General features: G+C 71.6%; 24 protein-coding genes and 2 pseudogenes. 7 read left to right on the forward strand and 19 right to left on the reverse strand.

Annotation, left to right across the window (positions count from 1 at the left end):
- Window positions 1–40: 40 nt before the first annotated feature.
- From M3Q23_03350 to M3Q23_03400, 11 genes and pseudogenes are all read right to left on the reverse strand, one after another.
- Window positions 41–739, reverse strand: coding sequence for an endonuclease/exonuclease/phosphatase family protein (locus M3Q23_03350; GenBank protein MDP9341148.1), 699 nt, complete (start codon window positions 737–739; stop codon window positions 41–43).
- Window positions 740–798: 59 nt separating this feature from the next.
- Complete coding sequence (gene arcC, locus M3Q23_03355) at window positions 799–1,731, reverse strand: carbamate kinase (protein MDP9341149.1); 933 nt, start codon at window positions 1,729–1,731, stop codon at window positions 799–801.
- 4 nt (window positions 1,732–1,735) lie between these two features.
- Window positions 1,736–3,049, reverse strand: coding sequence for a cyclic 2,3-diphosphoglycerate synthase (locus tag M3Q23_03360; protein ID MDP9341150.1), 1,314 nt, complete (start codon window positions 3,047–3,049; stop codon window positions 1,736–1,738).
- Between the two features lie 102 nt (window positions 3,050–3,151).
- Entirely contained in the window at window positions 3,152–4,027 is an 876-nt protein-coding gene (locus tag M3Q23_03365; protein MDP9341151.1) for an LLM class flavin-dependent oxidoreductase, read from the reverse strand.
- Between the two features lie 20 nt (window positions 4,028–4,047).
- Complete coding sequence (locus M3Q23_03370) at window positions 4,048–5,013, reverse strand: ROK family protein (GenBank protein ID MDP9341152.1); 966 nt, start codon at window positions 5,011–5,013, stop codon at window positions 4,048–4,050.
- A gap of 445 nt (window positions 5,014–5,458) precedes the next feature.
- Window positions 5,459–5,788: pseudogene (locus M3Q23_03375) on the reverse strand (peptide chain release factor 1).
- Between the two features lie 431 nt (window positions 5,789–6,219).
- Window positions 6,220–6,537: a hypothetical protein gene (locus tag M3Q23_03380; protein MDP9341153.1), complete on the reverse strand. Its 318-nt coding sequence runs from the start codon at window positions 6,535–6,537 to the stop codon at window positions 6,220–6,222.
- Entirely contained in the window at window positions 6,530–7,744 is a 1,215-nt protein-coding gene (locus M3Q23_03385) for a TRC40/GET3/ArsA family transport-energizing ATPase (GenBank protein ID MDP9341154.1), read from the reverse strand. Before M3Q23_03385 ends, M3Q23_03380 begins: the two co-directional genes overlap by 8 nt.
- A gap of 68 nt (window positions 7,745–7,812) precedes the next feature.
- On the reverse strand, window positions 7,813–8,256 hold the full coding sequence (locus M3Q23_03390) for an SRPBCC family protein (GenBank protein MDP9341155.1): 444 nt from the start codon (window positions 8,254–8,256) through the stop codon (window positions 7,813–7,815).
- A 27-nt stretch (window positions 8,257–8,283) separates the two neighbouring features.
- Entirely contained in the window at window positions 8,284–9,051 is a 768-nt protein-coding gene (locus M3Q23_03395) for a metallophosphoesterase family protein (protein ID MDP9341156.1), read from the reverse strand.
- A gap of 66 nt (window positions 9,052–9,117) precedes the next feature.
- Window positions 9,118–9,672, reverse strand: coding sequence for a hypothetical protein (locus M3Q23_03400; protein MDP9341157.1), 555 nt, complete (start codon window positions 9,670–9,672; stop codon window positions 9,118–9,120).
- Window positions 9,673–10,112: 440 nt separating this feature from the next.
- Between M3Q23_03400 and M3Q23_03405 the strand changes: the two genes are divergently transcribed.
- The gene (locus tag M3Q23_03405) at window positions 10,113–10,895 is read left to right on the forward strand and encodes an HAD family hydrolase (protein ID MDP9341158.1); all 783 of its coding nucleotides are present in this window, start codon (window positions 10,113–10,115) and stop codon (window positions 10,893–10,895) included.
- Here the strand turns inward: M3Q23_03405 and M3Q23_03410 are convergent.
- The 5 genes from M3Q23_03410 to M3Q23_03430 form a co-directional block, all read right to left on the reverse strand.
- Window positions 10,854–11,705 carry a zinc finger Ran-binding domain-containing protein gene (locus M3Q23_03410; protein ID MDP9341159.1) on the reverse strand — a complete coding sequence of 284 codons (852 nt, stop codon included), beginning with the start codon at window positions 11,703–11,705 and terminating at the stop codon, window positions 10,854–10,856. The genes M3Q23_03405 and M3Q23_03410 overlap by 42 nt on opposite strands.
- Window positions 11,702–12,079 (reverse strand): hypothetical protein, encoded by a 378-nt coding sequence (locus M3Q23_03415; GenBank protein ID MDP9341160.1) that lies wholly within the window; start codon window positions 12,077–12,079, stop codon window positions 11,702–11,704. Before M3Q23_03415 ends, M3Q23_03410 begins: the two co-directional genes overlap by 4 nt.
- Window positions 12,080–12,135: 56 nt before the next feature.
- Window positions 12,136–12,411 carry a hypothetical protein gene (locus M3Q23_03420; protein MDP9341161.1) on the reverse strand — a complete coding sequence of 92 codons (276 nt, stop codon included), beginning with the start codon at window positions 12,409–12,411 and terminating at the stop codon, window positions 12,136–12,138.
- A 10-nt stretch (window positions 12,412–12,421) separates the two neighbouring features.
- The gene (locus M3Q23_03425) at window positions 12,422–14,152 is read right to left on the reverse strand and encodes a long-chain fatty acid--CoA ligase (GenBank protein ID MDP9341162.1); all 1,731 of its coding nucleotides are present in this window, start codon (window positions 14,150–14,152) and stop codon (window positions 12,422–12,424) included.
- 97 nt (window positions 14,153–14,249) lie between these two features.
- Window positions 14,250–15,380, reverse strand: a complete 1,131-nt coding sequence (locus tag M3Q23_03430; protein ID MDP9341163.1) for a glycosyltransferase family 4 protein — start codon at window positions 15,378–15,380, stop codon at window positions 14,250–14,252.
- A 23-nt stretch (window positions 15,381–15,403) separates the two neighbouring features.
- On the opposite strand from M3Q23_03430, the gene M3Q23_03435 reads away from it, so the two are divergent.
- On the forward strand, window positions 15,404–16,258 hold the full coding sequence (locus M3Q23_03435) for a hypothetical protein (protein ID MDP9341164.1): 855 nt from the start codon (window positions 15,404–15,406) through the stop codon (window positions 16,256–16,258).
- Between the two features lie 18 nt (window positions 16,259–16,276).
- Here the strand turns inward: M3Q23_03435 and M3Q23_03440 are convergent, their stop codons facing one another.
- Entirely contained in the window at window positions 16,277–17,431 is a 1,155-nt protein-coding gene (locus tag M3Q23_03440; protein MDP9341165.1) for a CoA transferase, read from the reverse strand.
- Window positions 17,432–17,582: 151 nt separating this feature from the next.
- Between M3Q23_03440 and M3Q23_03445 the strand changes: the two genes are divergently transcribed.
- Window positions 17,583–17,858 carry a WhiB family transcriptional regulator gene (locus M3Q23_03445; protein MDP9341166.1) on the forward strand — a complete coding sequence of 92 codons (276 nt, stop codon included), beginning with the start codon at window positions 17,583–17,585 and terminating at the stop codon, window positions 17,856–17,858.
- A 153-nt stretch (window positions 17,859–18,011) separates the two neighbouring features.
- On the opposite strand, the gene M3Q23_03450 is transcribed toward M3Q23_03445, so the two are convergent.
- The gene (locus M3Q23_03450) at window positions 18,012–18,221 is read right to left on the reverse strand and encodes a hypothetical protein (protein MDP9341167.1); all 210 of its coding nucleotides are present in this window, start codon (window positions 18,219–18,221) and stop codon (window positions 18,012–18,014) included.
- 986 nt (window positions 18,222–19,207) lie between these two features.
- Between M3Q23_03450 and M3Q23_03455 the strand changes: the two are divergent.
- From M3Q23_03455 to M3Q23_03470, 4 genes and pseudogenes are all read left to right on the forward strand, one after another.
- Window positions 19,208–19,233 (forward strand): annotated as a pseudogene (locus M3Q23_03455) (hypothetical protein).
- 400 nt (window positions 19,234–19,633) lie between these two features.
- Window positions 19,634–20,812, forward strand: coding sequence for a thiolase family protein (locus M3Q23_03460; GenBank protein ID MDP9341168.1), 1,179 nt, complete (start codon window positions 19,634–19,636; stop codon window positions 20,810–20,812).
- A gap of 14 nt (window positions 20,813–20,826) precedes the next feature.
- Window positions 20,827–21,123, forward strand: coding sequence for an Lrp/AsnC ligand binding domain-containing protein (locus M3Q23_03465; GenBank protein ID MDP9341169.1), 297 nt, complete (start codon window positions 20,827–20,829; stop codon window positions 21,121–21,123).
- A gap of 2 nt (window positions 21,124–21,125) precedes the next feature.
- Complete coding sequence (locus M3Q23_03470; GenBank protein ID MDP9341170.1) at window positions 21,126–21,770, forward strand: DUF2461 domain-containing protein; 645 nt, start codon at window positions 21,126–21,128, stop codon at window positions 21,768–21,770.
- Window positions 21,771–21,798: 28 nt separating this feature from the next.
- On the opposite strand, the gene M3Q23_03475 is transcribed toward M3Q23_03470, so the two are convergent.
- On the reverse strand, window positions 21,799–22,368 hold the full coding sequence (locus M3Q23_03475; protein ID MDP9341171.1) for a GNAT family N-acetyltransferase: 570 nt from the start codon (window positions 22,366–22,368) through the stop codon (window positions 21,799–21,801).
- Window positions 22,369–22,485: the final 117 nt, after the last annotated feature.

The raw sequence follows: 22,485 nt of genomic DNA on the forward strand, positions 1-22,485 counted from the left end.
GGCTCCACCCGGAGCCTCCCGCCCCCCTTTTCTGGCCCCATCAGCGGGCCGGCGGGCTCTGCTCCCGGAGCTCCACGTCGACCACCAGGGGCAGATGGTCCGAGGCCTCGCGGGTCTCGGGGCCGTCGGGGACGGCGGCCTCCAGGACGTCGAAATGCTCCGACGCGAACAGGTAGTCGATACGTGCGGTGGGGCCCTCGCTCGGGTACGTGGCCCCGTCGGAGCGCCCCGTGGCGGCCCAGGCGTCCCACATCCGCGCCGCGATCCAGGCCGCCGATCTCCCCTCCGGTCCCTCGTTGAGGTCGCCCCCCACCAGGAACGGCGCGGGGAGCGTCAGCGTGAGGTCGGTGAGCTCCTCGGCGTGCCGGCGGCGTTCCTGCGGGGACAGCCCGAGGTGAACCGACAGCGCGGAGACGCGGAAGCCCGCCCGCCCCAGGTGCGCCGCCACCGCCCCCCGGGGGTGGAATCGATTCGATCGCTCGAACCGGTGCAGGTGGAACTCGACCACCCGCCACGGAGGCCGCACCAGCACCGAGTTTCGAACCGTCCGGACCAGTGGCCACAGGCGCGGGGCGGCCGCCTCCATCCCGGTGGCCCCGCCGAACCGGCGGAGCTGCCGCCCGGTCCCGCATTCGTTCAGCAGGGCCACGTCGGGCGCGTGGGCCGCGACCACCGCGGCGACCCGATCGACGCCGCGGCGGAACCCCTTGACGTTGTAGACCAGCACTCGCAGCCGCACGCGGGCGAGCGTAGCCGGGGGCCCTCCCGGCCGCTATCGCGCGATCCAGGAACGGAGATTCAGGACACGGTGGTGCCGGCCTCGCCGGCCAGGGCTCGGCTCGCGTCCTCGAGGGCGGCGATCACGGCGCGCTGGCCGCCGGATTCGACGAAGTCCACGGCCGCCTGCACCTTGGGTCCCATGGAACCCTCGCCGAACTCGCCCGCGCCGATGAGCTCTCGGGCCTGGGCCACCGACAGCCGCGGGAGCAGCGCGGCCTCCTCGGTCCCGTACGCGCGGTATACCCCTTCCACGTCGGTCAGGACCAGCAGGACGGACGCCTGGACGTCCCGGGCCAGGATGGCCGCGGCCAGGTCCTTGTCCACCACGCCCTCCAGCCCGGTCAGCCGGGGCCCGTCCTCGTACACCGGGACTCCGCCCCCGCCCGCCGCGATGACCACGACGCCCTCCGCCACCAGCCGGCGGATGACCGGTCCCTCCACGATCGAGTACGGCGACGGGGACGGGACCACCCGCCGCCAGCCCCCGTCGGACGACGGCCGCATGACGTACCCCTCGGTCTCGGCCAGCCGCACGGCGTCGTCCTCGCCGTAGTAGGGCCCGATCGGCTTGGTGGGATGCGCGAATGCGGGGTCGTCCCGGTTCACCCTGGTGAGCGTGAGGATGGTGGCGACGGGGCGCTCCATCCCACGTTCGTAGAAGACGTCCCCCACCGTGGTCTGGAGCAGGTAGCCGATCTGGCCCTGGCTCTCGGCCCCGCAGATGTCGAGCGGCATCGGAGCGACGAAGCCTCTGGCCGCCTCCTGCTGGAGCAGGATCCGGCCGACCTGGGGCCCGTTGCCGTGGGTGACCACGACCTCCCAGCCCGCGGCGGCGATGTCCGCGATGCGTTCCGCGGCGAAGCGTGCGGAGCGCCGCATGTTCTCGGCGGTGTCCTCCTGGCCCCGCCGCAGCAGGGCGTTGCCCCCCAGGGCGATCACGACCCTGGTCACGCGGTCACCCAGCGAGCAGGGGCGCCAGCACGTCGCGGATGGTGGGCGATCCGGGCTCCTCCTGGAGGTCGTAGGTCACGCGGACGGCGGGCTTGGAGATCGACACGAGCGCCCGCAGGTCGATCGGCGTCGCGATCACCACCAGGTCGCAGTCCGCCGCGTCGATCGTGCGCTGCATCTCCGCGAGCTGCTCCGCCGAGTACCCCATGGCCGGAAGCACCGGGCCGACGTCGTAGGTCTTGTAGACCTCCTTCAGCGATCCCAGGGCGTAGGGGCGCGGGTCGACGACCTCGGCCCCGCCCCGCCGGGCCGCCACCACGCCGGCGCCGTACTTCATCTCGCCGTGGGTCAGCGTGGGGCCGTCCTCCACCACCAGCACCCGTTTCCCGGCGAGCTCCTCCGGGCGGTCCACGGTCAGCGGGCTGGCCGCGTGGATCACCGTGGCCCCCGGGTTCACCGACCGGATGCTCCCCTCCACCGCCTCGATCTGCTCCGGCGTGGCCGAGTCGACCTTGTTGATCACGACCACGCTGGCCATGCGGAGGTTGGCCTCGCCGGGGTGGTATGTCGTCTCGTGGCCGGCCCGCAGGGGGTCCACCACCACGATGTGGATGTCGGGGCGGTAGAAAGGGAGGTCGTTGTTCCCGCCGTCCCACAGCAGCACATCGCACTCCTGCTGGGCCCGCTCCAGGATGTCGGCGTAGTCCACGCCCGCGTACACCACGATGCCGGCCTTGAGGTGGTGCTCGTACTCCTCGCGCTCCTCGATGGTGGTGTTGGCCGCCTCGAGGTCGTCGAAGGACGCGAACCGCTGGACCCGCTGGGCGACCAGGTCGCCGTAGGGCATGGGATGGCGCACCACGACCGGCGTCTTCCCCGCGTCCCGGAGGACCTCGGCCACCTTGCGGGTGGTCTGGCTCTTGCCGGAGCCGGTGCGCACCGCGCAGACGGCGACCACCGGGACCGTGGCGTCCAGCATGGTCGCGCTCGGCCCCAACAGCACGAAGTTCGCCCCGGCCGCGAGCACCTCGCTCGCCCGGTGCATGACGTATTCGTGCGAGATGTCGGAGTAGGCGAACACGACGTCGTCGACCCCCAGCTCCCGGATCAGCGAGGCGAGCTCGCGCTCCAGGTGGATCTTCACTCCCCGGGGGTAGTGGGGACCGGCCAGCTCCGCGGGATAGGTCCGGTCGGCGATGTAGGGAATCTGGGTCGCCGTGAAGGCCACGACCTCCGTGTCGGGGTCGTCCCGGTACACCACGTTGAAGTTGTGGAAGTCGCGTCCGGCCGCACCCATGATGAGCACTCGTCGGGGCATGCGATCTGGTTCCTTTCTCATCCAGCGGGCTGCCGCGCCCGCGACCGGCGGTCGTGGCGCAGTGGAGGGTATCGGACCAAGCGCTTCGGCGTCCGGGAAGCGTTACGACCGGGTGGCCATGGCCGCCCGGGCGATGACCTCGACCCGGTCGGGTGGGCCCGCGGGGACCAGGACGGTCCACGTCGCGCCGGCGTCCGCGAGGTCGCGCAGGAACGCGGAGAACCGTTCCGCGCCGCCTACCCACAGGCCGTCGTCTGGCATGCCCTTGGACCGCCTGGTCTCGGCCAGGCGGTGGGCTTCCCCTTCGTCCTCCCCCACCAGCGCGATGCCCGCCCACGTGGGCTCGGCCCGGCGCCCGGCGGCCTCCGCCTCGGCGGCCAGCACCCCGGCCTTCCGGGCGAACTCCTCGGGCCCGATCCCCCAGCCGTTCCAGCCGTCGGCGATCCGGCCGGCCAGACGGATCACCGCGTCGGCCTGTGCCCCCAGCCACACGGGTGGGCCCCCTTCGCGGTGGGGCGGCGGCACCACGGGGCCGGCCGTGGGCGGGACGTGGCGGCCGCCCTCCCACGGCACCCCGCCGAGCAGCGCCTTCACGGCGCGCACCGTCTCCTCCAGGTGGACCCGTCGTTCCGTCTTGTCCAGGGAGCGAAGGCCGAACGCCCGGTGCTCGGGCTCGTCGATGGGGTCGCCCGTGCCGATCCCGAGGACCATCCGGCCCCCGGACATCCGGTCCAGGTCGGCCGCCATCCTCGCCAGCAGGCCGGCCGGGCGGAGCTGGGCCCGGGTGACCAGGCTTCCCATGGCAAGGCGGGACGTCGAGACGGCGATGGCGGCGAGCGTCGTGAACAGCTCCAGCGAGGGTCGGTCCGGCGCGGCTCCCGGCGGGAAGAAGTGGTCGAACCCGAACACCCCGTCGTAGCCGAGCTCCTCGGCGCGGTGGGCGAACGACAGCACCCGCTCGGGATTCCCGGAGAACATCGGAAGGACCAGCCCCAGCTTCAGGGCGCCCCCCTTCCCACCCCCACCAGCTCGTCCAGCGCGAGCAGGGCCGCCCCCACCGCTCCGGCGTCGTTGCCCATCTGGGCCGCCACCAGCGGCACCTTCGGCCGGTGATCGGGTGCCTCGATGGTCCGCTGGAACACCTCCCGGGCCGGGCCCAGGAGCAGCTCACCGGCGGCCACGGCCCCGCCGCCCACCACCACGACCTCGGTGTCGAGGATGTTCACCAGGCCGGCGATGCCCTCGCCCAGGCGCCCTCCCACCTGGGCCAGGATACCGACCGCAACGGGGTCTCCGCGCAAGGCCGCGCCGGTGACGACGAGCCCGCTCACCTGGGCCGGGTCACCGCCGGCCATGGTGGCCAGGAGGGAGCCGGGGTCCCGGGCGGCCGCTTCTCGCCCCAGGCGGCCGATGGCCCGCCCGGAGGCGACCTGCTCCCAGCAGCCGCGGTTCCCGCAGCCGCACAGCGGCCCGCCCGGCTCCACGATGAAGTGGCCGATCTCGGCGGCGAACCCGTGCGAGCCTCGGAGCATCCGGCCGCCGGAGACGATCCCGCCGCCGATGCCGGTTCCCACCGTGACCAGCAGCATGTCGGTGGAGCCCCGGCCGGCGCCCATCCGGAACTCCGCCCACGCCGCCACGTTCGCGTCGTTGTCCACCTGGCACGGCAGGCCGGTGGCCCGCTCCAGCCTGGCCTTCAGGGGGAGGTCCCGAAACGGCAGGTTCGGCGCGAACCGCAGGATCCCGGTGGCGAACTCCACCAGGCCGGGGACCCCCACGCCGACCACGGAGACGCCCGGCCGGATCACCGCCGCGGCCGCCGACTCCACCGCGGCCAGGACGGCCTCCGCCGAATCTCCCACCGGCGTCGGCTCCTGGACCCGTTCGAGGATCGCGCCCTCCGGCCCCACCCGCATGGCGGCGATCTTCGTGCCGCCGACGTCCACCCCCACCGCCTCGGACACCCTCGCCCCTTCCCGGCGCTCAGTAGCGCAGGAGGGCGCCGATGCCCCCCGATTCGCTGAACGGGCCGTCCAGCGTCACGGCCTCCACCCGGCAGCCCTGGCGCACGGCCATGGCCACGGCCGCCTCCACCACGTCCTCGACGGGATGGACCCTGGCCGCCCCGCACCCCCGGCACGTGCCGCCCGAGACCGCCAGCCGTCCGCACGCCGGGCACTCGAACCCGGGGGCCGACAGGTCGAACCGAACCAGCAGCGTCTCGGCCCGCCCCTCCGCCAGAGCCCGGAGCGTCGACGCGAGCCCGGTCACGGCCGCCCGGCCGGCCGCCGATTCGGCCAGCAGCCGGTCCAGGCTGCTCCGGACCCGCTCCCGCTCCATCTCCTCCTCGAGCTCCAGCGAGCGCGCCAGGACCTCCGCCGTCGTCGCCGTCACCGGCAGGTTCACCCGATCCCGGACCAGTCGGCGCAGGTAGTCGTGGAGGTCCCGCTCGAGCTCCGCCACGACCTCCTCCGGCCCGCCCAGGATCAGGTGGTCGAACTTCCGCCGCTGGTAGAAGCGGAACATCACCTCCGCGGTTCGCTTGAGGTGGCGCTGGCGGTGCTCGTCGATGTGGCGCTGGTACCGGGCCTGGGACCAGCCGCCCTGGTCGTGGCGGCCGGGGACGTCGTCGAGGAGGTCGGACTGCTCCTCGATCCTCCCCAGCTCGGCCAGGAAGATCCGGGCCTTCTCGCTGTCCACAAGGACGGTGGCGAACGACTCGTACGTGTCGAGCAGCATCTCCAGCTGGAGGAGGTCCGGGTGCGGGGAGACCACCACCCGGTCCAGGACCGGCCGGGGCAGGGGGATGTCCTCCCACAGGCCGGCCCGGGACGCCGAGAACAACGCCAGCCCCCGGGTCGAGCCGCGATCGAACCGTTCCTTCACGAACGTGGAGATCTGGGTGGCGTCCTCCTCCACCGAGCGGGCGGCGTCGCGGGCCATCCCGGCGGCACGGTCCCTGACCCGGCGAAGCAGGTCGTCGAGACGGATCTCGTAGTCGACGCGACGGGGGTACAGCCGCCCGTCCACCGAGAGATAGACGCTCGTGACGGGGACGTCTCCTGGAGTCCATTCGGCCAGCTTGCGGACGAAGGCGCGGTCGAGCTCAGCCATCGATCAACCCCTTCCTCGGTCGGCCCACGGGGCGCGTGGTGCCGGCCGACCACTGGTCACTCGATCGTGATCCTCTCCAGCGGAGATTCCCTTCCCAGGCCCTCCACACGCGCGTCCACGACCGCTTTCACCGCCATGAGCAGCTCGGCCCCCGCTCGCATGAGGTGCTCAACGGCCTCGGGCCGGACCCCCTCCGCGAAGGTGAGGGCCATCCCCACCGGGCAGAACCCCACCGGGCACACCGCCGGGCGGGGGGGCGGCATCTCCGGCGTGGCGCCACCGGAGCGCCGAGACCCTCCGGTCCGGCCGGACGGCTCGGAGCGGTCTCCGGCCCGGCTGGAGCGGTCTCCGGCCCGGGAACGGGACTCAGGCATGGGTTCCTCCCTGTCTGGCCGCGCCGGCCTGGGCCGGCCGCGGCTCGCGTGAGAATCGGACCTCCAGCCGGTCCTCGACGAAACTCGCCTCCCGGACGGACAGGCGCTGGAGGATCTGGGGCAGGACCAGGTTGCGCTTGTACGAGCCCACCCGCACGAACAGCTCGTCGCCCCGCCGGTGGACGTCCAGGTCGTCGCGAGAGACGAACGGCAGCCGCATGGACAGCACGTAGGAGGGCCCGCGCTTGCGGACGCGGATGGGGTCTTCCCGGTGCATGATCTCGGTGACGTCGCGGTCCCCGTAGACCTCCTCCCCCATTCGCCCCAGCAGCTCCAGCCCCACCATCTCCCGGTCGAACAGCCGGGCCGTGAGGATGGGCAGTGGCTCGAAGGACTCCCGCACGGTGGCCAGGTGCTCGGCCTGGATGTCCTTCCATTTCCCGAAGTAGGGGTCCTCGACCTCGTCGGGGATGATCCGGTTCACCACCACGGCGTCGACCCGATATCCGAACAGGCTGAGGTACGTGTAGGTCCGGCGGGCCTCGGCGATCACCATCTTCTCCGGGTTCAGCACCAGCCGGACCGAGGAGGTCTTCTCGTCGGTGAGGATGCGCCGGACGGATTCGAGGTTGCGGTGCAGCCGCTCCACCGAGTCGAAGAAGCGGTCCTCGGCGATGGGCAGCGAGGTGATCTTCGTGACCAGCGGACGGAGCGTCTTCACGACGCGGCGCTCCACCGGGAAGATCCGCTCGATGTACCAGTTCATGATCTCGGGCAGGCTGAGGAGCCGGAGCGTCTCCGCGGTGGGCGCGCAGTCCACCACCAGCAGGTCGTGCTTGTCCTGATCCACGTAGCGCTTCACGTCGATGAGCGCGAAGATCTCGTCGAGGCCGGGGATGACCGACAGCTCCTCGGCCTGGATGGTCTCCACCCCCGCCCAGTTCATGAGCGAGATGAAGTACTCCTGTATCTCGCGCCAGTTCGACTCCAGGCGGTCCTGGGCGTCGATCTGCTCGGCCCACAGGTTGGGGGCGAGCTGGACGGGGGCGGACCCGATCTCGACGTCGAACGAGTCGGCCAGCGAGTGGGCCGGGTCCGTGCTCATGACCATTGTCCGGTGCCCCGCCGCGGCGGCCCTCGCGGCCGTGGCCGCGGCCACCGTGGTCTTGCCGACCCCGCCTTTCCCCGTGAACAGCAGGACGCGCATCAGGGCTAGCTTATCCGCTGGCCGCGGGGGCCCGTTTCGGGGATCAGTCGAACTGGACCAGCCGCTGGTCAGCCCTGCTCCACGCGCTTCTTCAGGTTGTCCAAGCCGTTCTTGATGATCTGCTTGTCGGCCTGCTTTTTCAGGAAGCCGGGGAGGGAGATGGCGAGGTCGATGGCCACGCGGTAGGTGACCTTGGTCTCGTCCTCGTCCAGCTCGTCGAGCGCGTACTCCCCCTGGATGTCCTTGACCTTGCCCTGGATCTCCTTGGTGGTCCAGGAGACCCCGCCGTCGTTCGCCGCATAGCTGTATGCCAGCGTGTACGTGAGCTCGCCGATCATGGGCGCGTGGACCTCGAACGCGACCTCGGTGCCGCGGCCCTGCGAGTCCTTCTTCAGCACCTTCGTGGACTTGACCTCGTTCCACTCCGGGTAGGACTCGAAGTCCGTGATGACCGCCATGACGTCGGCGGCCGAGGCCGCGATGGTGGTGTGACCCTCGGTCTTGTCAGCCATGTCCCCCTCCCTTTCTCTCTCCCGGCCTCAGTCCGGGCCGTCGTAGCTCCATCCCCGCCCGTCGGCCCGGAAATGGCCCACGTTCACGAGCGTGGTCGGCCCGATCTGGCCCTGGCTCACCAGGGGCTGGTGCACGTGCCCGAACAGGGCGTACCGGGGCTGGCGCTGCACGATGTACCGAACCAGGGCGGTTGACCCCGGCTCGAACTTCTCCGCAACGACGTCGTAGCAGAACCACGGGATGCGCGGCGGCGGGTGCGTGCCGACGACGTCGACCTCGCCCAGCCCGGCGAGCTTCTCCTCCCACCGCTCCTCCGACACCTCGCCCGGGATCCGAAGAGGGGTGGGGGTCCCGCCTCCGACGATCCCCCACCGGAGCCCGGCCAGCTCGACCACGTCGCCGTCCACGAACCGGATGCCATCGGGGAGCAGGGCCCGGAGCAGGTCCGGGACGTCCGCGTTTCCGAACGTCACCACGGTCCCCGCGGGGAGGGCCGCCAGGACCTGCTCGTACTGGTGGCGAGCCAGCTCTCCGACCCGTGCTCGCACTTCGTGCTCGTCGACCCCGACCGCGAGAATGGCCTCCCTGGCCTCCTCGTACTTGCCGCGGACGCGCAGGGCCGCCGCGGCCGCGACGGGTTCCCGGCCGAAGACCTCGACCAGGATCCCGTCCATCGACCGGTAGTCGATCATGTTCAGCAGGTCGCCCAGCACGACGAGCGTGTCGCACTCCCGCGCCGCCGCCTCGAGGCGGTCGGCCGCCCCGTGGACATCGGAGATCACAGTCACCCGCACGTCAGCGAGTCTGCCGGAACCATCGGGGGCACGCCAATCGATCGATGTGGCTGGGTTGCCGGAGGCTCAGGCAGAGGAGGCAGAGGCCGAGTGACCGGAGCCCCCAGCCGTCGCCCGATCGAGGTTCCTCGGCCGACCCGGCTGACGGGGCCAGCTCTCGATGAAATGGTTCAGGCTGGAGCGTGTCCACACCGGGCCGGCTGCCAGTTCGGCTACCGGCTTCGGGAAGGACCCATTGGTGGCCCGGATCTGGGACACCCGCTGCTTCGAAACGCCAAGGATGTCCGCGATCTCGGAGACACCGACGTACTGTTCGGGCTCCTTGGAAAGCTGGCGCTCGAGCAGGTCTTCCGTCAGGACCTCGGCCTCGACAAGTTCCGCCCCGGCGATCCCAATTTCGCCCAGTGCCTTCTCGAACAACGCCCGGGCCTCGGAGAGGGCCTGCTCGATCGACGCGGCGTCGATACTCATCTGCACCGCCGGACCGCCGGCGAGTCCGCCCCATGCCGCGGCGGCGCCGGCACCTTCGAACTGCCCGAGCCTGTCCGCCAGCCGATCGAGCATGCCCTCCTCAATCGGCGGCCCTGCGGCCGCCAGATGCACGCTGTATGCCTTCGGCATCGTCACCCTTTCCTTGGCGGAGGCCAGGTCAGTCCGCTCCGCCGCATTTGGGCCAGGAAATTCCGAACCGCCCGCACGTCGGATGGGGTCAAGTGCCACACCACCATCGGCCTGGTGGCATCGGGCGGAAGGAACGTGATGCGTCCGCTCTTTCCCACTTTCTCCCGCCAGCCTTGGTCCTTGGCCGCTTTGCGAATCGTCCTGAAGTCCATTCTGCCATCTACCCTTGATCGGCGTCAAGAGATTTGCGTTCGGGCCGGGAGCGCTTGGTTGAGCTGCTTCCTCTCCGCACCAGCGCGCCATCCCTGGGCTATGAGCTTTGGGAGAGCATGGCGGCCCGGTACGACAGGAACCGAGCCATGCGAGTTGCGGCGGCGATTCTGTGTCCCGGTCGCCAATTTCGGCAGCCACAGCTCACGTCGCACTACGCTTGACGACCGATGCCGCTCAGAGCCGTTCTCTTCGACTTCGGCCATACGCTGGTGGACTTCCACCGCACGCAGGACGCGCTCCTGGCAGCGTACGAGCAGGTCCGGGCGCGGATCGAGGCCGCGCTCAACATCGACGCGCCGGAGGTCGGCCACCTGATCGACCGGGTGGCCAACGAGGCCGACCGGCTGGTGGCGCTGTCCTACGCCCAGGGACGGCTGGAGGAGCTCGACATCGTGCAGGTGTTCGACGAGGTCCTGCTGACCACGCTCGGCCTGACCGTGCCGCCGGACGTCGTCTCCCACATCGTGTCGCTCGACCATTCCGCCTACTCGAACACGCTCACCGTGTCCGAGGAGACGCTCGAGACGCTGGCCCGGCTCAAGGAGCGGGGGCTCCTGCTGGGACTGGTTTCCAACGTGGCGCTGCTGCCCCACCTCATGCGGGCCGACCTCGAGTCGCTCGGGATCATGGCCTACATGGACGCCACGACCTTCTCCAGCGAGGTGGGCACCCGCAAGCCCGATCCCAGGATCTTCCGGAAGGTGCTGGACGAGATCGAGGTGGACCCGGCCGACGCCGTCTTCGTCGGAGACCGCCTGCGGGACGATGTGGCCGGCGCGCAGTCGGTGGGGATGCGCGGCGTCCTGACCCGGGAGTTCCGTCAGGAACCGGACGTGCCCGACATCCGCCCGGATGCCGTCATCGAGCGGTTTCCCGAGCTCCCCGGCGCGCTGGACCGGCTGGGGGCCTCAGTGGGGGTGCGTGGCCCGGAGCACCACGATGAACAGTGACCCGACCGACAGGATCACGAGCCCCGCGGTCCCGTACAGCAGGAGGCGGGGCGAAAGGATCGCGCGCTCGCCGGAGGCCCGGCGGAACACGTCCACCGCGGCGAGGGCGTAGGCGAGGAGCCCGGCCAGCAGGAACGCCACCGCCAGGCCCTTGATGAACCCCGCGCCGGGCGCGTGGGCAAGCAGCATCAACAGCGCCGTTCCGATGGACCACAGGAACAGCACGGCCAGGGACGCCCCCTCGGCCGGCCGGCCGATCCGGATGTGTCCGAGGCCGGGGAACAGCAGCGACCGCTTCGCGGCGGCCCGGGGGTCAACGCCCGGACGCTGGAGGCGATCCTCGAACAGCCGGGTGAAGGGGGTCCCGCAGGCCGGGCAACTGTTCAGCTCGAGGTCGTTCGTGGCTCCGCATACGGGACAGTTCCACACGGGCCGCTTGGCCGGGGCGGGCTGAGCCTCGGAGCCGCCCACGAGGAGCTCGGGACCCGAGTTGGCCCGAGCGAGCGGGGGACCGGGCTCCACCGGCACGGGCGGAGGGGGCGCCTTCGGGAAGACCAGGGCCGGCGAGGCCCCCGACGCCTCGGGGGCGTGCCCGTTGGTGGGCGGTTCCCATACCGCCTCGAACACCCTAGTCACCGGCTGGACGGCTCGCTCGCCGCCACCGGCCGGGACCGGCGGGCCGGGACGCTCGACCGCCCTGACGTGTCCGGATCGGGTCCGGAGCGGCTCGTAGCACTGCGAGCACCACTCGGCGTCGGGCGCCGCGAGGGCGCCGCAGGCCGGGCAACGGAGCTTGGGCTGCTCGCTCACGCCGGCAACCCCTCTGACCCCGGCAACGGCTGCAACGCATGCAACGCGACCATGGCCGAGCGGAGGCCGGCGCGCACGGCGAGGATGCGGCGCTCCCGCCACCGGCCGGCCGATTCCACGTTCACGATGCCGTTCACCACGGTGCCTTCCTTGTAGGGCTCCAGGAACCACTCCACGTGGCCCGAGAACCCCTGGCCTGCCACCTGCACGAACAGGCCGACACCGGGCCGGACGTCCGTCGCCTCGACGGCGACGGAGCCGAGCCCCGGCAGCACCAGCCTGCCCTCCGGACGTTGCTTCGCCCCCGGCCACCAGCGGGGATATCCCGCCGGGTCCGCGAGCACCTCGAAGACGCGAGCCGGTGGCGAGCCCACGAAGCCCTGGTCGGCCGTGGCCCACCGATTCGGTCCTCCCCGTTTGTTTCGGCGCATCACCGCCGGCGCAAAAGCCACAGACGGTAAATCGCCAGGAGGCCCACCAGGACCACGAACACGATCCAGAAGCTACCGGAGTGGGGGCATCCCGGTCCGGTGCAGGGCCCCGGACTGGTCGTGACGGTGGGCGACGGCGTGGTGGTCGGCGAGAGGGTCGCGGGCTGAGCGAGCGCCAGGGCCGGGGCCAGCAGGAACCCCGCCACCAGGGTCAGCAGGAGCATGAGCCGACGGCCCAGCAGGACCACGGATGCAGTCTCCCACCTCGTCCCCAAGCGTACAGGGCTACGCGTAGAGGGACTCGATGTCCTCCTCGTACTTCACGATGATGGCCCGCCTTCGGACCTTCAGGGTCGGCGTGATCTCGTCCAGCTCCTGCATGAAGTCTCGAGGCAGGATCCGCCAGCGCTTGATGCCCTCGGCCCGAGAGAACTCCGCGTTCACCGCCGCCACCGCGGCGGCGATGGCCTCCTCCACTGCCGGGTCGCCCGCCAGGGCCTCCTGGTCGGTGGCGGCGAGGCCCTTCTCCTCGGCGAACTTCGACAGCGCTTCCTGGTCCAGCGTGATCAGCGCGGTCAGGTAGGGACGGCGGTCCCCCACCACCACGGCCTGGGAGATCAGCGGGTGGTACTTGAGGGCGTTCTCGAGCTCTTGGGGCGCCACGTTCTTGCCCGAGGCCGTGATGATGAGGTCCTTCTTCCGGTCGGTGATGGTGAGGTAGCCGTCCTGGTCCAGCACGCCGACGTCGCCGGTGTGCATCCAGCCGCCCTCCAGCATCTCCACGGTGGCTGCCTCGTCCTTGAAGTAGCCCCGGAACACGTTCCCGCCTCGCACCAGGATCTCGCCGTCGCCGGCGATCCGGACCTCCACGCCGGGGATGGGCGGGCCGACGGTGCCGATCACGATGCGGTCCTTGGGGTTCAGCGAGGTGGGTCCGGTCCCCTCCGTCTGGCCGTAGACCTCCGCGATGGGGATGCCAACGGCGTGGAAGAACTTCAGGATCTCGGCGTTGATGGGAGCCGCGCCGGACACGAAGAAGTTGCACTGGTCGAGCCCCAGCGCGACCCGCAGCGGATGGAACATCTTCTCCTCCGCCTCGTGCAGCCCGTGCTGCATCTCCTCCACCACCTCGTCGCCGGCCTGCCGCATCTCGACGACGGCCTTCGAGATGTAGATGGCTCCCTCGGCGGCCCCCCGCTGCTCCTCCGGCAGGGTGGCCAGCTTCGCGTTGATGCCGGCGTAGAACTTCTCCCACACCCGGGGGACGGCGAAGAACACCGTGGGCCGGCAGTCCGCGAGGTCGCGGGCCACGGTATCCAGGCTCTCCGCGAACCACACCTCACACCCGATGTAGGCCTGCGCGAACTCCGAGGTCATGCGCTCGGCGATGTGGCTGAGGGGGAGGTAGGACAGGCGCCGGCCGGTTCCATGCTGCTCCTGGAACACCTGGAGCAGCGAACCGCTGGTCCACACCACGTTGGCGTGGGTGAGCATCGCGCCCTTGGGGGGACCGGTGGTGCCGGAGGTGTACACGATGGTGGCCACGTCCTCCGGAGCGGCGGATTGCCAGCGCTCGTCGTACAGGCCGGGTTGCTCGGCGTCCAGGGCCCGGCCGCGTTCGCGCAGGGTGGGCAGCGACAGGACGAGGCCGTCCGGCGACTCCGGATACTCGTCGGTGAACACCACGTGCTGGAGGGCGGGCAGGTCCGGGCGGACCTTCTCGACCTTGCGCAGCTGCTCCTCGGTGTCCACGAAGATGACCTTCGCCTCGGCGTGGCCGGCGATGTAGGCCACCTGTTGGGGGGAGTTGGTCGTGTAGATGGGGGCGCTCCGGGCAGCCGCCGCGAGCGTGGCGTAGTCGGCGATGTGCCACTCGGGACGGTTCGACGACAGGATGCACACCGCGTCGCCGGGCTGCACGCCCAGTGCGATCAGGCCGAGGGCGCTCTCGCGGACGGCCCGGCCATATTGGTTCCAGGTGAACTCCTGCCAGCCTTCCGGCCCGCGGCCCCGCATGGCCGTGCGGTCCCCGAGGCCCTCGACCTGGTCGTGGAATCGCTTCGTGATGGTGTCGCCCGGCATGGCGTGATCCCCCCTTGTGGTTGCGCTTCGCCTATCGTGACGCTTCGGCCAGCCATCGCGCCAGTCGTCCGGTGAGGCGGGGCCAGGTGAACCAGCGATCCACCCGAGCCCGGCCGGCCTTCCCCAGGTCGGCAGCCCTCGCGGGGTCGGACAGCAGCGCCGCCACGGCCTCCGCCACGGCCCCCTCGTGCCGTCCGTCCACCACCAGGCCGGTCTCGCCGTCCTGGACGGCCTCGGCCGCGCCGCCGGAGTCCCCCGCCACCACCGGCTTTCCCGTCGCGGCGGCCTCCAGGAACACGATGCCGAACCCCTCGACCTCCAGGCCGGCCAGGCGGGAGCGGCAGGGCATGGCGAACACGTCCCCCGCGGCGTAGTGGGCGGGCAGGTCGGCGTCGGGGACCTCCCCGGCGAAGGCCACCGAGCCCGGCGGCAACCCGGCGGCGAGCCCCTCCAGCCGCGGCCGGTCCGGACCGCCCCCCACGATCAGCAGGACGGCATCCGGGACTCGACGGAGGATCCGGGGCATGGCCCGGATGAGCACGTCCTGGCCCTTCCGCGGGACCAGCCGGGACACGCACACCACCAGGGGGCGGTCGCCGAGCCCGTGGGCGCGACGGACGTCCTGGCCGGACACATCGGGCCGGAACCGCTCGGGGTCGACGCCGGGCGGCAGCAGGCTCACGGGCACGCGAAGCGGCACGGCGGTGCGGACCACCCGCGCCGTGAACCTGCTGATGGCGAGGACCCGGGAAGCCCGGGACGTGGCCACGCGGAGGCCGGTGGCGAGGCCGGGGAGCAGCGCGAACCAGTACTCCGCGCCGTGGGTGGCCACCACGTAGGGCAGGCCCCGTCGCTCGAGACCCGGGCCGAGCAGCCCCAGCGGCAGGCCGTGCCCGAACAGGACCACTTCGGAGCCGTTCTCCCGGGCCACGCTGCGAACCTTGGCCGCCAGCTCGCCGGTCGGCCACAGGAACGTCGGGGGGAAGCGGTACACGGGGAACGGCAGCGCGGCGTCGTGCTCGCGCCACCCCGGCCAGTTCGGCGCCACCACGGCGACCCGCTCCGGCGGGAGGTGGCGGACCACGTTGAAGACGTACTGCTGCACGCCGCCCACGCGGGGCGGGAAGTCGTTCGTCACCACCAGGGTCCGGGGAACCTCCATCCCGGCCGTATGCTGGCACGAACGTGGGCGAGCGGGAGATCGAGGCGCTGGAGGAGGGCCGGGGCTTCGTCGACCTGTCGTCGTGGCGGAAGGTGCTGCTGTCGGGTCGCGACGCCGTGGCCTGGCTGAACGACCTGGTCACGAGCCGCGTCGACGACCTGCGTCCCCACCTCAGCCGTCGCGCGCTCCTGCTCGACCGGACCGGCCACGTCCGGGCGGACATCGCCGTTGCCGGCATGGACGATGGCCTCCTGCTGGTCCAGGATCCGGTCCAGCCCCATCCGATCGACCAGCTGCTCGACCGCTACGTCCTGTCCTCGGACGTCCGCCTCACGGACCGGTCGGAGGACGTCGCCATCGTCGCCGAGCCCGGCGCGGGGGCCGTGGCGTTCGACGGTTCGGCGCCCGCGTGGGGTCCGTCCGTCGTCGGCTCGGGCTTCGACCGGATCCTCGATCGGGCCGCACTGCCGGACCACCTCGCCAGGATGCAGGCGTTCACGGCAGCGTCGCTCGAGGACCTGGAGGTCTGGCGGATCCGCCACGGCCTTCCGCGGTTCGGGATCGACTTCGGAGAGGACTCCCTCCCCCAGGAAGCCGGGCTGGACGCATTGGTCGACCAGACGAAGGGCTGCTTCCTGGGCCAGGAGGCCATGGCCAAGGTCCGAAACCTGGGCCACCCTCCATGGGTGGTGCTGGCGCTCCGGTCGGAGGTCGCCGTTCACCCGGGCCAGCCGGTCGTGGCTGGTGACGAGCAGGCCGGCCACGTGACCAGCGCCGCGCTCGTGGACGGCGGGTCCGCATTCCTGGCCCGCGTCCGGTGGCAGTTCCGCGACGAGGCCCTCGAAGCTGCCGGCGGAGGACCGTTCCTCCGGGCCTGATCCGGACGCCTGGCGGCCTCAGACCACGCCGCGGGCGCGGAGGTCCGCCAGCTCCTCTTCGGTGACACCGATCTCGGTCAGGACCTCGGCGGTGTGCTCGCCGAAGCCGGGGGCGGGCCGCGAGGCCTGGGGCTGCTGGCCGTCGAACCGGAAGGGTGAACCCGGCCCGGTCTCCAGCGCCATCCCGCGGTGCACCACCTGAGGATCGCGGAACGCCTCCGCAAGGGAGTTCACCGGTCCCACGCACACCTCCAGGCCGGACAGCGTCTCCAGCCACTCGTCGCGGGACCGGCCCGAGAAGATCGCTTCGAGGCGCTCGGCCATCTCCCGCTGGCGCTCCGGCGGGCCGTACTGCACGTCGACGAGCTCCGGCACTCCCAGCGCCTCGCACAGGGCTCCCCAGAACTTGGGCTCCAGCGCGCCCACGGTGAGATACCGGCCGTCCGCACAGCGGTAGATGCGGTAGCAGGCGTATCCACCCGAAAGCCGCATGCCGCCCCGCGGCGGCTCCTCCCCCGTGGCCAGGAAGTCCCCGGCGTGGATGGTCAGCCAGGACACCACCCCGTCCAGCATGGCCGTGTCCACGAACCGGCCCCGGCCGGTTCGATCCCGCTCGACCAGCGCCGCCAGGATCCCGATGGCCGCCGCCATCCCGCCGCCGGCCAGGTCGCCGATCTGCACCCCCGGCACCACCGGCGGGCCTCCGGCGGGCCCGGTGATCCCGAGGACCCCGCCCTGGCCGATGTAGTTGACGTCGTGGCCCACCCGGTCCCGGTACGGCCCGTCCTGCCCGTAGCCGGTGATGGCGCAGTACACCAGGCCCGGGTTCGCCGCCCGCAGGGACTCGAACCCGGCCCCCAGGCGGTCCATCACCCCCGGCCGGAACGACTCCACCAGCACGTCGGCCCGCTCGGCCAGTCGGTGCAGGATGCGCACCCCGTCGGGGTCCTTCAGGTTCAGGATGACGGATCGCTTCCCCCGGTTCAGGGCCCGGTGGGCGGCGCTCTGGCCATCCACCAGGGGCAGCGTCCACCGAATGTAGTCGCCGCGGCCCGGTTCCTCCACTTTCACGACGTCTGCCCCGAGATCGGCCAGCAGCAGCGTGCAGTACCCGCCCGGCAGGAGCCGGGTGAGGTCCAGAACGCTCGTCGCCGCCAGCGGACCCCCGTTCACGGGGCATCCCGCCAAAAAAGCGGGGCAATCTCGCCTTGACCCCTTCCGGGTGCCCGGGGCGGTTTGCTATACATGGCGATCGAGATCGCTTCCACGCCGGAGAGGGCGCTCCGGGGTTTTCGTCGAACCGCTGTCGGGTAGGGGAAAGCGAATGGCTGACGGATTCGGGGACATCGACATCTCGCTTCTTCCGAAGGACCCGCTCCCACCGGACGTGTGGCAGGACCGGGCCGCATGCTACGGCATCGACCCCGAGGTCTTCTTCCCTGCCTCCGAGGAGGACGCCGGCCTGGCCCTGTCCTACTGCGGGGCCTGCGGCATCCGCGAGATGTGCCTGGCCTGGGCCCTCAAGAACCGGGAGCGCTACGGCGTGTGGGGCGGCCTGACCGAGCAGCAGCGCCGCCGCCTCCAGCGCCAGGTCGCCTAGGCGGACTGTTTCCGCAGAGGGGTGCTTTTCGGGCTCCTTTGGCTTGACCGTCGAACACCTGTTCGGGTAGGCTGGTTTCTTTCCGCGCGGCCCCGGCGGAGGCAGGTGGCGAGTGCTCGGGCTTCGCGACGGGATCGAGGCGGACACGCCCCTTCACCGGGTCGCCTTCTGTGCGGTAGACCTGGAGACGACGGGCGGGTCCCCGAACACGTCCGCCATCACCGAGATCGGGGCGGTCAGGTACCTGGCGGGCGAGCGGGTGGGGACGTTCCACTCCCTGGTGAACCCGGGAACGGCCATCCCCCGGGCCATCACGTACCTGACGGGTCTCGACGACGCCGTCGTGTGCGACGCCCCGCCCATCGAGGCGGTGCTTCCCTCGTTCCTGGAGTTCCTGTCGGGCGCCGTGTTCGTGGCGCACAACGCCCGGTTCGACTTCGGGTTCCTGAAACGTGGCCCTGCGGCGGGCCGGCTACGATCCGCTCCCGCCGCCGCCGGTGTGCACGGCCAAGCTGGCCCGCCGGGTGGTGGGGCCGGACGTGCCGAACGTGCGGCTGGAGACGCTGGCGCGGTACTTCCGCGCCGCGGTGCGGCCGGAGCACCGGGCCCTGCCCGACGCCGAGGCCTGCGCGGAGGTCCTGCACGGGCTCCTGGACCTGGGAGGCCGTCTGGGGATCCGCACCCTCGGGGACCTCCACGCCTCGGTCCGGGCCCGCGGCCAGCCCCATTACGCCAAGATCCGGCTGGCCGACCACCTGCCGCACGGGCCGGGCGTCTATCTGTTCCGGGGCCGTGGCGGCCGGGTGCTGTATGTGGGAAAGGCCAGCGACCTCCGCCAGCGCGTCAAGTCGTACTTCTACGGCGACGAGCGCCGATCGATCGGCGACCTCCTGGCCCAGACCGAGTCCGTCGAGTCGCGGACCTGTCCCGGCGAGCTGGACGCGCTGGTCCTGGAAGCGAGGCTCATCGCCCGGCACGAGCCGCCCCACAACCGCCGCGGGAAGACCTGGCGGCGCTACGCGTACCTGAAGGTCGACCTGGCCGAGGCCTGGCCCAGGATCAAGGTCGTCCGGGAGCCCCGGGGGCGCGGCGCGTTCCTGGGGCCCTTCCCCACCGCGGCGGCGGCCCGGCTGGCCCAGGAGGCGCTGGAGGACACCTTCCCCATCCGGCGGTGCACCCGGCGGATGGCCACGGGGACGCGGTTCTCCGCCTGCGCCCTGGCCGGGCTGGGCCGGTGCCTGGCCCCCTGCCAGGGCCGGGTCGAGCCCGAGCGCTACGAGGAGCTCGTCCGAACGCTCATCCTCTCCCTCTCCTCACCGGGCGGGCTCCTCGAAGCGCTCGAGCGGCGTATGAACCGGCTGGCGGACGCGGAACGGTTCGAGGAGGCGGCCCTGGCCCGGGACCGCCTGCGAGCCCTGGCCGAGGCGCTGTCTCGGGCCAGGTGGAGGCGTGGCTGCTGGCGGCGGGTCGCCTGGAGGTGCGAGGCCCGGACGGCCGGCGGATCGGGCTCGAGAACGGTTCGCTGCCCGGCGACGACGACGCGACGGTGGGCGGCGCAGGCGTCGCGGGCGCCACGGCGAGGGGCGGCGGCTTCCCGTGCCCTCGCGAGCGGGCGGACGAGGTGGCCGCGGTGCGCTCGTGGCTGGGTCGGGTCCGGCCGTCAGTGGACCACGCCGACGTCCCTCCCGCCGAGCCCGTGGACGGCGGCGCGGCCCTGGCCCGGCTGCTCGCGACGCTCCGGCGCTAGTGCCCGGCCCCGGCACTACAATCGATGCGTGGAGAACACCGTCATCGTCGAGGGCGCCCGCACGCCCATCGGGAACTTCCTGGGAGCGCTGGCCGAGGTGCCGACGGTCGACCTCGGCGTGACCGCCGTGCGGGAGGCGCTCCGGCGAGCGAGTGTCAAACCCGACCAGGTCCAGGAGCTGGTGTTCGGCCACGCCCGCCAGGCCGGGAACGGGCCCAACACCGCGCGCCAGGTCGCCGTCCGGTCGGGACTGCCGCAGGAGGTGCCCGGGATCACCGTGAACATGGCCTGCGGCTCCGGGACCCGCGCCATCCAGCACGCCGCCGAGCAGATCATCCTGGGCAACGTGGAGGTGGCCGTGGCCGGCGGCATGGAGAACATGTCCCGGACCCCATTCCTCCTCGACCGGATGCGGTTCGGCTACCGGATGGGTGACGCCCCCGTGCACGACGGGATGTACCGGGACGGGTTCCTCGATCCCCTGTCGGGCCTGGTGATGGGCGAGACCGCCGAGAACCTGGCCCGCAAGTACGGCATCCCCCGGGAGGAACAGGACGAGTTCGCGCTGCGCTCGCAGCAGAAGGCCGAGGAGGGGAAGGCCCGCCGGGGCCTGGAGATCGTCCCTGTGGAGGTCCCCGGCCGCAAGGGCCCGACCGCCACGGTGACCGAGGACGAGCACCCCCGGGCGGACACCACGCTGGAGTCCCTGGCCAGGCTGAAGCCGGTGTTCGCGGAGGACGGGACGGTGACCGCGGGGTCGTCGTCCGGGATCACCGACGGCGCCGCCGCGGTCGTGCTGATGTCGGAGTCCCGGGCCCGCGCCGAGGGCCGGACGCCGCTGGCCCGGATCGTGGCGTATGCCTCGGCCGGCGTGGACCCCGCGTACATGGGCATCGGCGTCGTCCCGGCCACCCGAAAGGTCCTGGACAGGACCGGCCTGGCCCTCCAGGACTTCGACGTGGTCGAGGTGAACGAGGCGTTTGCCGCGCAGGTCCTGGCGTGCGACCGGGAGCTGAAGCTCGACCACGACAAGCTGAACCCGAAGGGCGGCGCGATCGCCCTGGGACACCCCATCGGGGCCACGGGCGCCCGCATCATCCTGACGGCGGCGTACGAGCTGCGGGAACGCGACCTGTCCCTGGCCCTGGCCACGCTGTGCATCTCCGGCGGCATGGGGATGGCCATGGTGCTCGAGCGGGCGGGATAGGCAGGGACGCACACATGGTCCACGCCATCGTCCTGGTGCAGTGCGAGATCGACGAGATCCCCGAGGCCGCCCAGGCCATCGCCGACATCCCCGGCGTCTCCGAGGTCTACTCGGTGGCGGGCGAGGTCGACCTGGTGGCCGTGATCCGGGTGAGGGACCACGACGATCTGGCCCGCGTCATCCCACAGGGCGTGGCCAAGGTCGAGGGGGTGGTCCGGACCGAGACCCTCATCGCGTTCCAGGTCTACTCGCGCCACGACCTGGACCGGCTGTTCTCGATCGGCTTCGAGGACGAGGAAGCCGGCCCGTAGCCGTGGCCTTCCGAGGCTGGGGGCCGGAGGCGCTGGAGTTCTTCGAGGGGCTCGAGACCGACAACTCCAAGGCCTACTGGCAGCGGAACAAGTCGACGTACGAAGCGAAGGTCCTCGCCCCGATGCAGGAGCTGCTGGCGGAGCTCGAGCCGGAGTGGGGCGAGGGCAGGATCTTTCGCCCCTACCGCGATATCCGCTTCAGCGCCGACAAGTCACCGTACAAGACGAACATCGCGGCGATGATCGGGCCGGGCTACGTGCACCTGAACGCCGACGGGCTCGGCGTCGGGATGGGGATGTACCACATGGCTCCCGACCAGCTCGAGAGGTTCCGGGCGGCGGTGGCCGACGACCGCTCGGGAGTTGAGCTGGAGGCCATCGTCGCCGACGTCAAGGCGGCCGGCATGGACGTGACCGCCCACGAGACGCTGAAGACCGCCCCGAAGGGCTTCCCCAAGGACCATCCCCGAGTCGACCTGCTCCGACACAAGGGCCTGATCGCATGGCGCGAATGGCCGGCCGGGGCATGGCTGGCAACGCGGAAGGCCAGGGACCGCATCGTCGACTTCCTCCAGCGATCGAAACCGCTGAACGCGTGGCTGGAGGCGAGGGTCGGCGAATCCACCTTGCCGGCACGCACCCGCTGAGGCCGACCCAGGCCGGATCGCGCCCGGTTCAGGCCGGTCGGACGCGGACCTCGGGAACGGCCACGCCGGGAGGCGGCCACTCGAGTCGGTCGATCGCGTAGCAGACGTGCTCGTGGCCTCGCCACGTGGCCGTCGCAACCTCGTACATCCCGCAGCGCTCCATGACCGCTCGGGACCGGAGGTTGTCCGGAACGGTCAGGCTGATGATGCGGGGAAACTCCAGCTTGTCGAACCCGTAGGCGAGACTGGCCAGCGCGGCCTCGGTCGCGTAGCCCCTGCCCCACGCGTCGCGCACGAGCGTCCACCCCACCTCGACCTTGTCCTCCCCCACCGGCCAGTCCGCCTGGTAGCTCAGGCCGGCTCGGCCCACGAACGCGCCGCCCTCCAGCTCCTCGACGGCCCAGGAGCCGTACCCCATCAGGTCCCAGTGGTTGGTCATCCGCCCGACTGCGTAGGCCGTCCACTCGGGGCTGGTGGGGTCGGTGCCGATCCACCGGGCCACCTCCGGATCGCCGTAGGCTCGGTGGAGCAGCTTCCAGTCGTCGATGGCCCACTGGCGAAGCCGAAGCCTGGGGGTCTCGATCTCGACGCGCGGCACGACCGTCACCGTATCGGAAGCCTGTCCGCGGCTCTCGCCGAGGTGTATACAGGCCCCGGGGGGACGCCTCACGGACATCGCCATCGGAACGGAGCTCGCCGGGTACCGCATCGAGTC

The organism is Actinomycetota bacterium, assembly GCA_030774015.1.
GTDB lineage: Bacteria > Actinomycetota > UBA4738 > UBA4738 > JACQTL01 > JALYLZ01.

Coding starts and splice junctions, on each gene's coding strand:
- M3Q23_03360 (MDP9341150.1), bottom strand. CDS start 3,049: ATGCCCCGACGAGTGCTCATCATGGGTGCGGCCGGACGCGACTTCCAC.
- M3Q23_03365 (MDP9341151.1), bottom strand. CDS start 4,027: ATGTTCTCCGGGAATCCCGAGCGGGTGCTGTCGTTCGCCCACCGCGCC.
- M3Q23_03380 (MDP9341153.1), bottom strand. CDS start 6,537: ATGCCTGAGTCCCGTTCCCGGGCCGGAGACCGCTCCAGCCGGGCCGGA.
- M3Q23_03385 (MDP9341154.1), bottom strand. CDS start 7,744: ATGCGCGTCCTGCTGTTCACGGGGAAAGGCGGGGTCGGCAAGACCACG.
- M3Q23_03390 (MDP9341155.1), bottom strand. CDS start 8,256: ATGGCTGACAAGACCGAGGGTCACACCACCATCGCGGCCTCGGCCGCC.
- M3Q23_03400 (MDP9341157.1), bottom strand. CDS start 9,672: ATGCCGAAGGCATACAGCGTGCATCTGGCGGCCGCAGGGCCGCCGATT.
- M3Q23_03405 (MDP9341158.1), top strand. CDS start 10,113: ATGCCGCTCAGAGCCGTTCTCTTCGACTTCGGCCATACGCTGGTGGAC.
- M3Q23_03425 (MDP9341162.1), bottom strand. CDS start 14,152: ATGCGGGGCCGCGGGCCGGAAGGCTGGCAGGAGTTCACCTGGAACCAA.
- M3Q23_03430 (MDP9341163.1), bottom strand. CDS start 15,380: ATGGAGGTTCCCCGGACCCTGGTGGTGACGAACGACTTCCCGCCCCGC.
- M3Q23_03445 (MDP9341166.1), top strand. CDS start 17,583: ATGGCTGACGGATTCGGGGACATCGACATCTCGCTTCTTCCGAAGGAC.
- M3Q23_03450 (MDP9341167.1), bottom strand. CDS start 18,221: ATGGGCGGGGCGTCGCACACGACGGCGTCGTCGAGACCCGTCAGGTAC.
- M3Q23_03465 (MDP9341169.1), top strand. CDS start 20,827: ATGGTCCACGCCATCGTCCTGGTGCAGTGCGAGATCGACGAGATCCCC.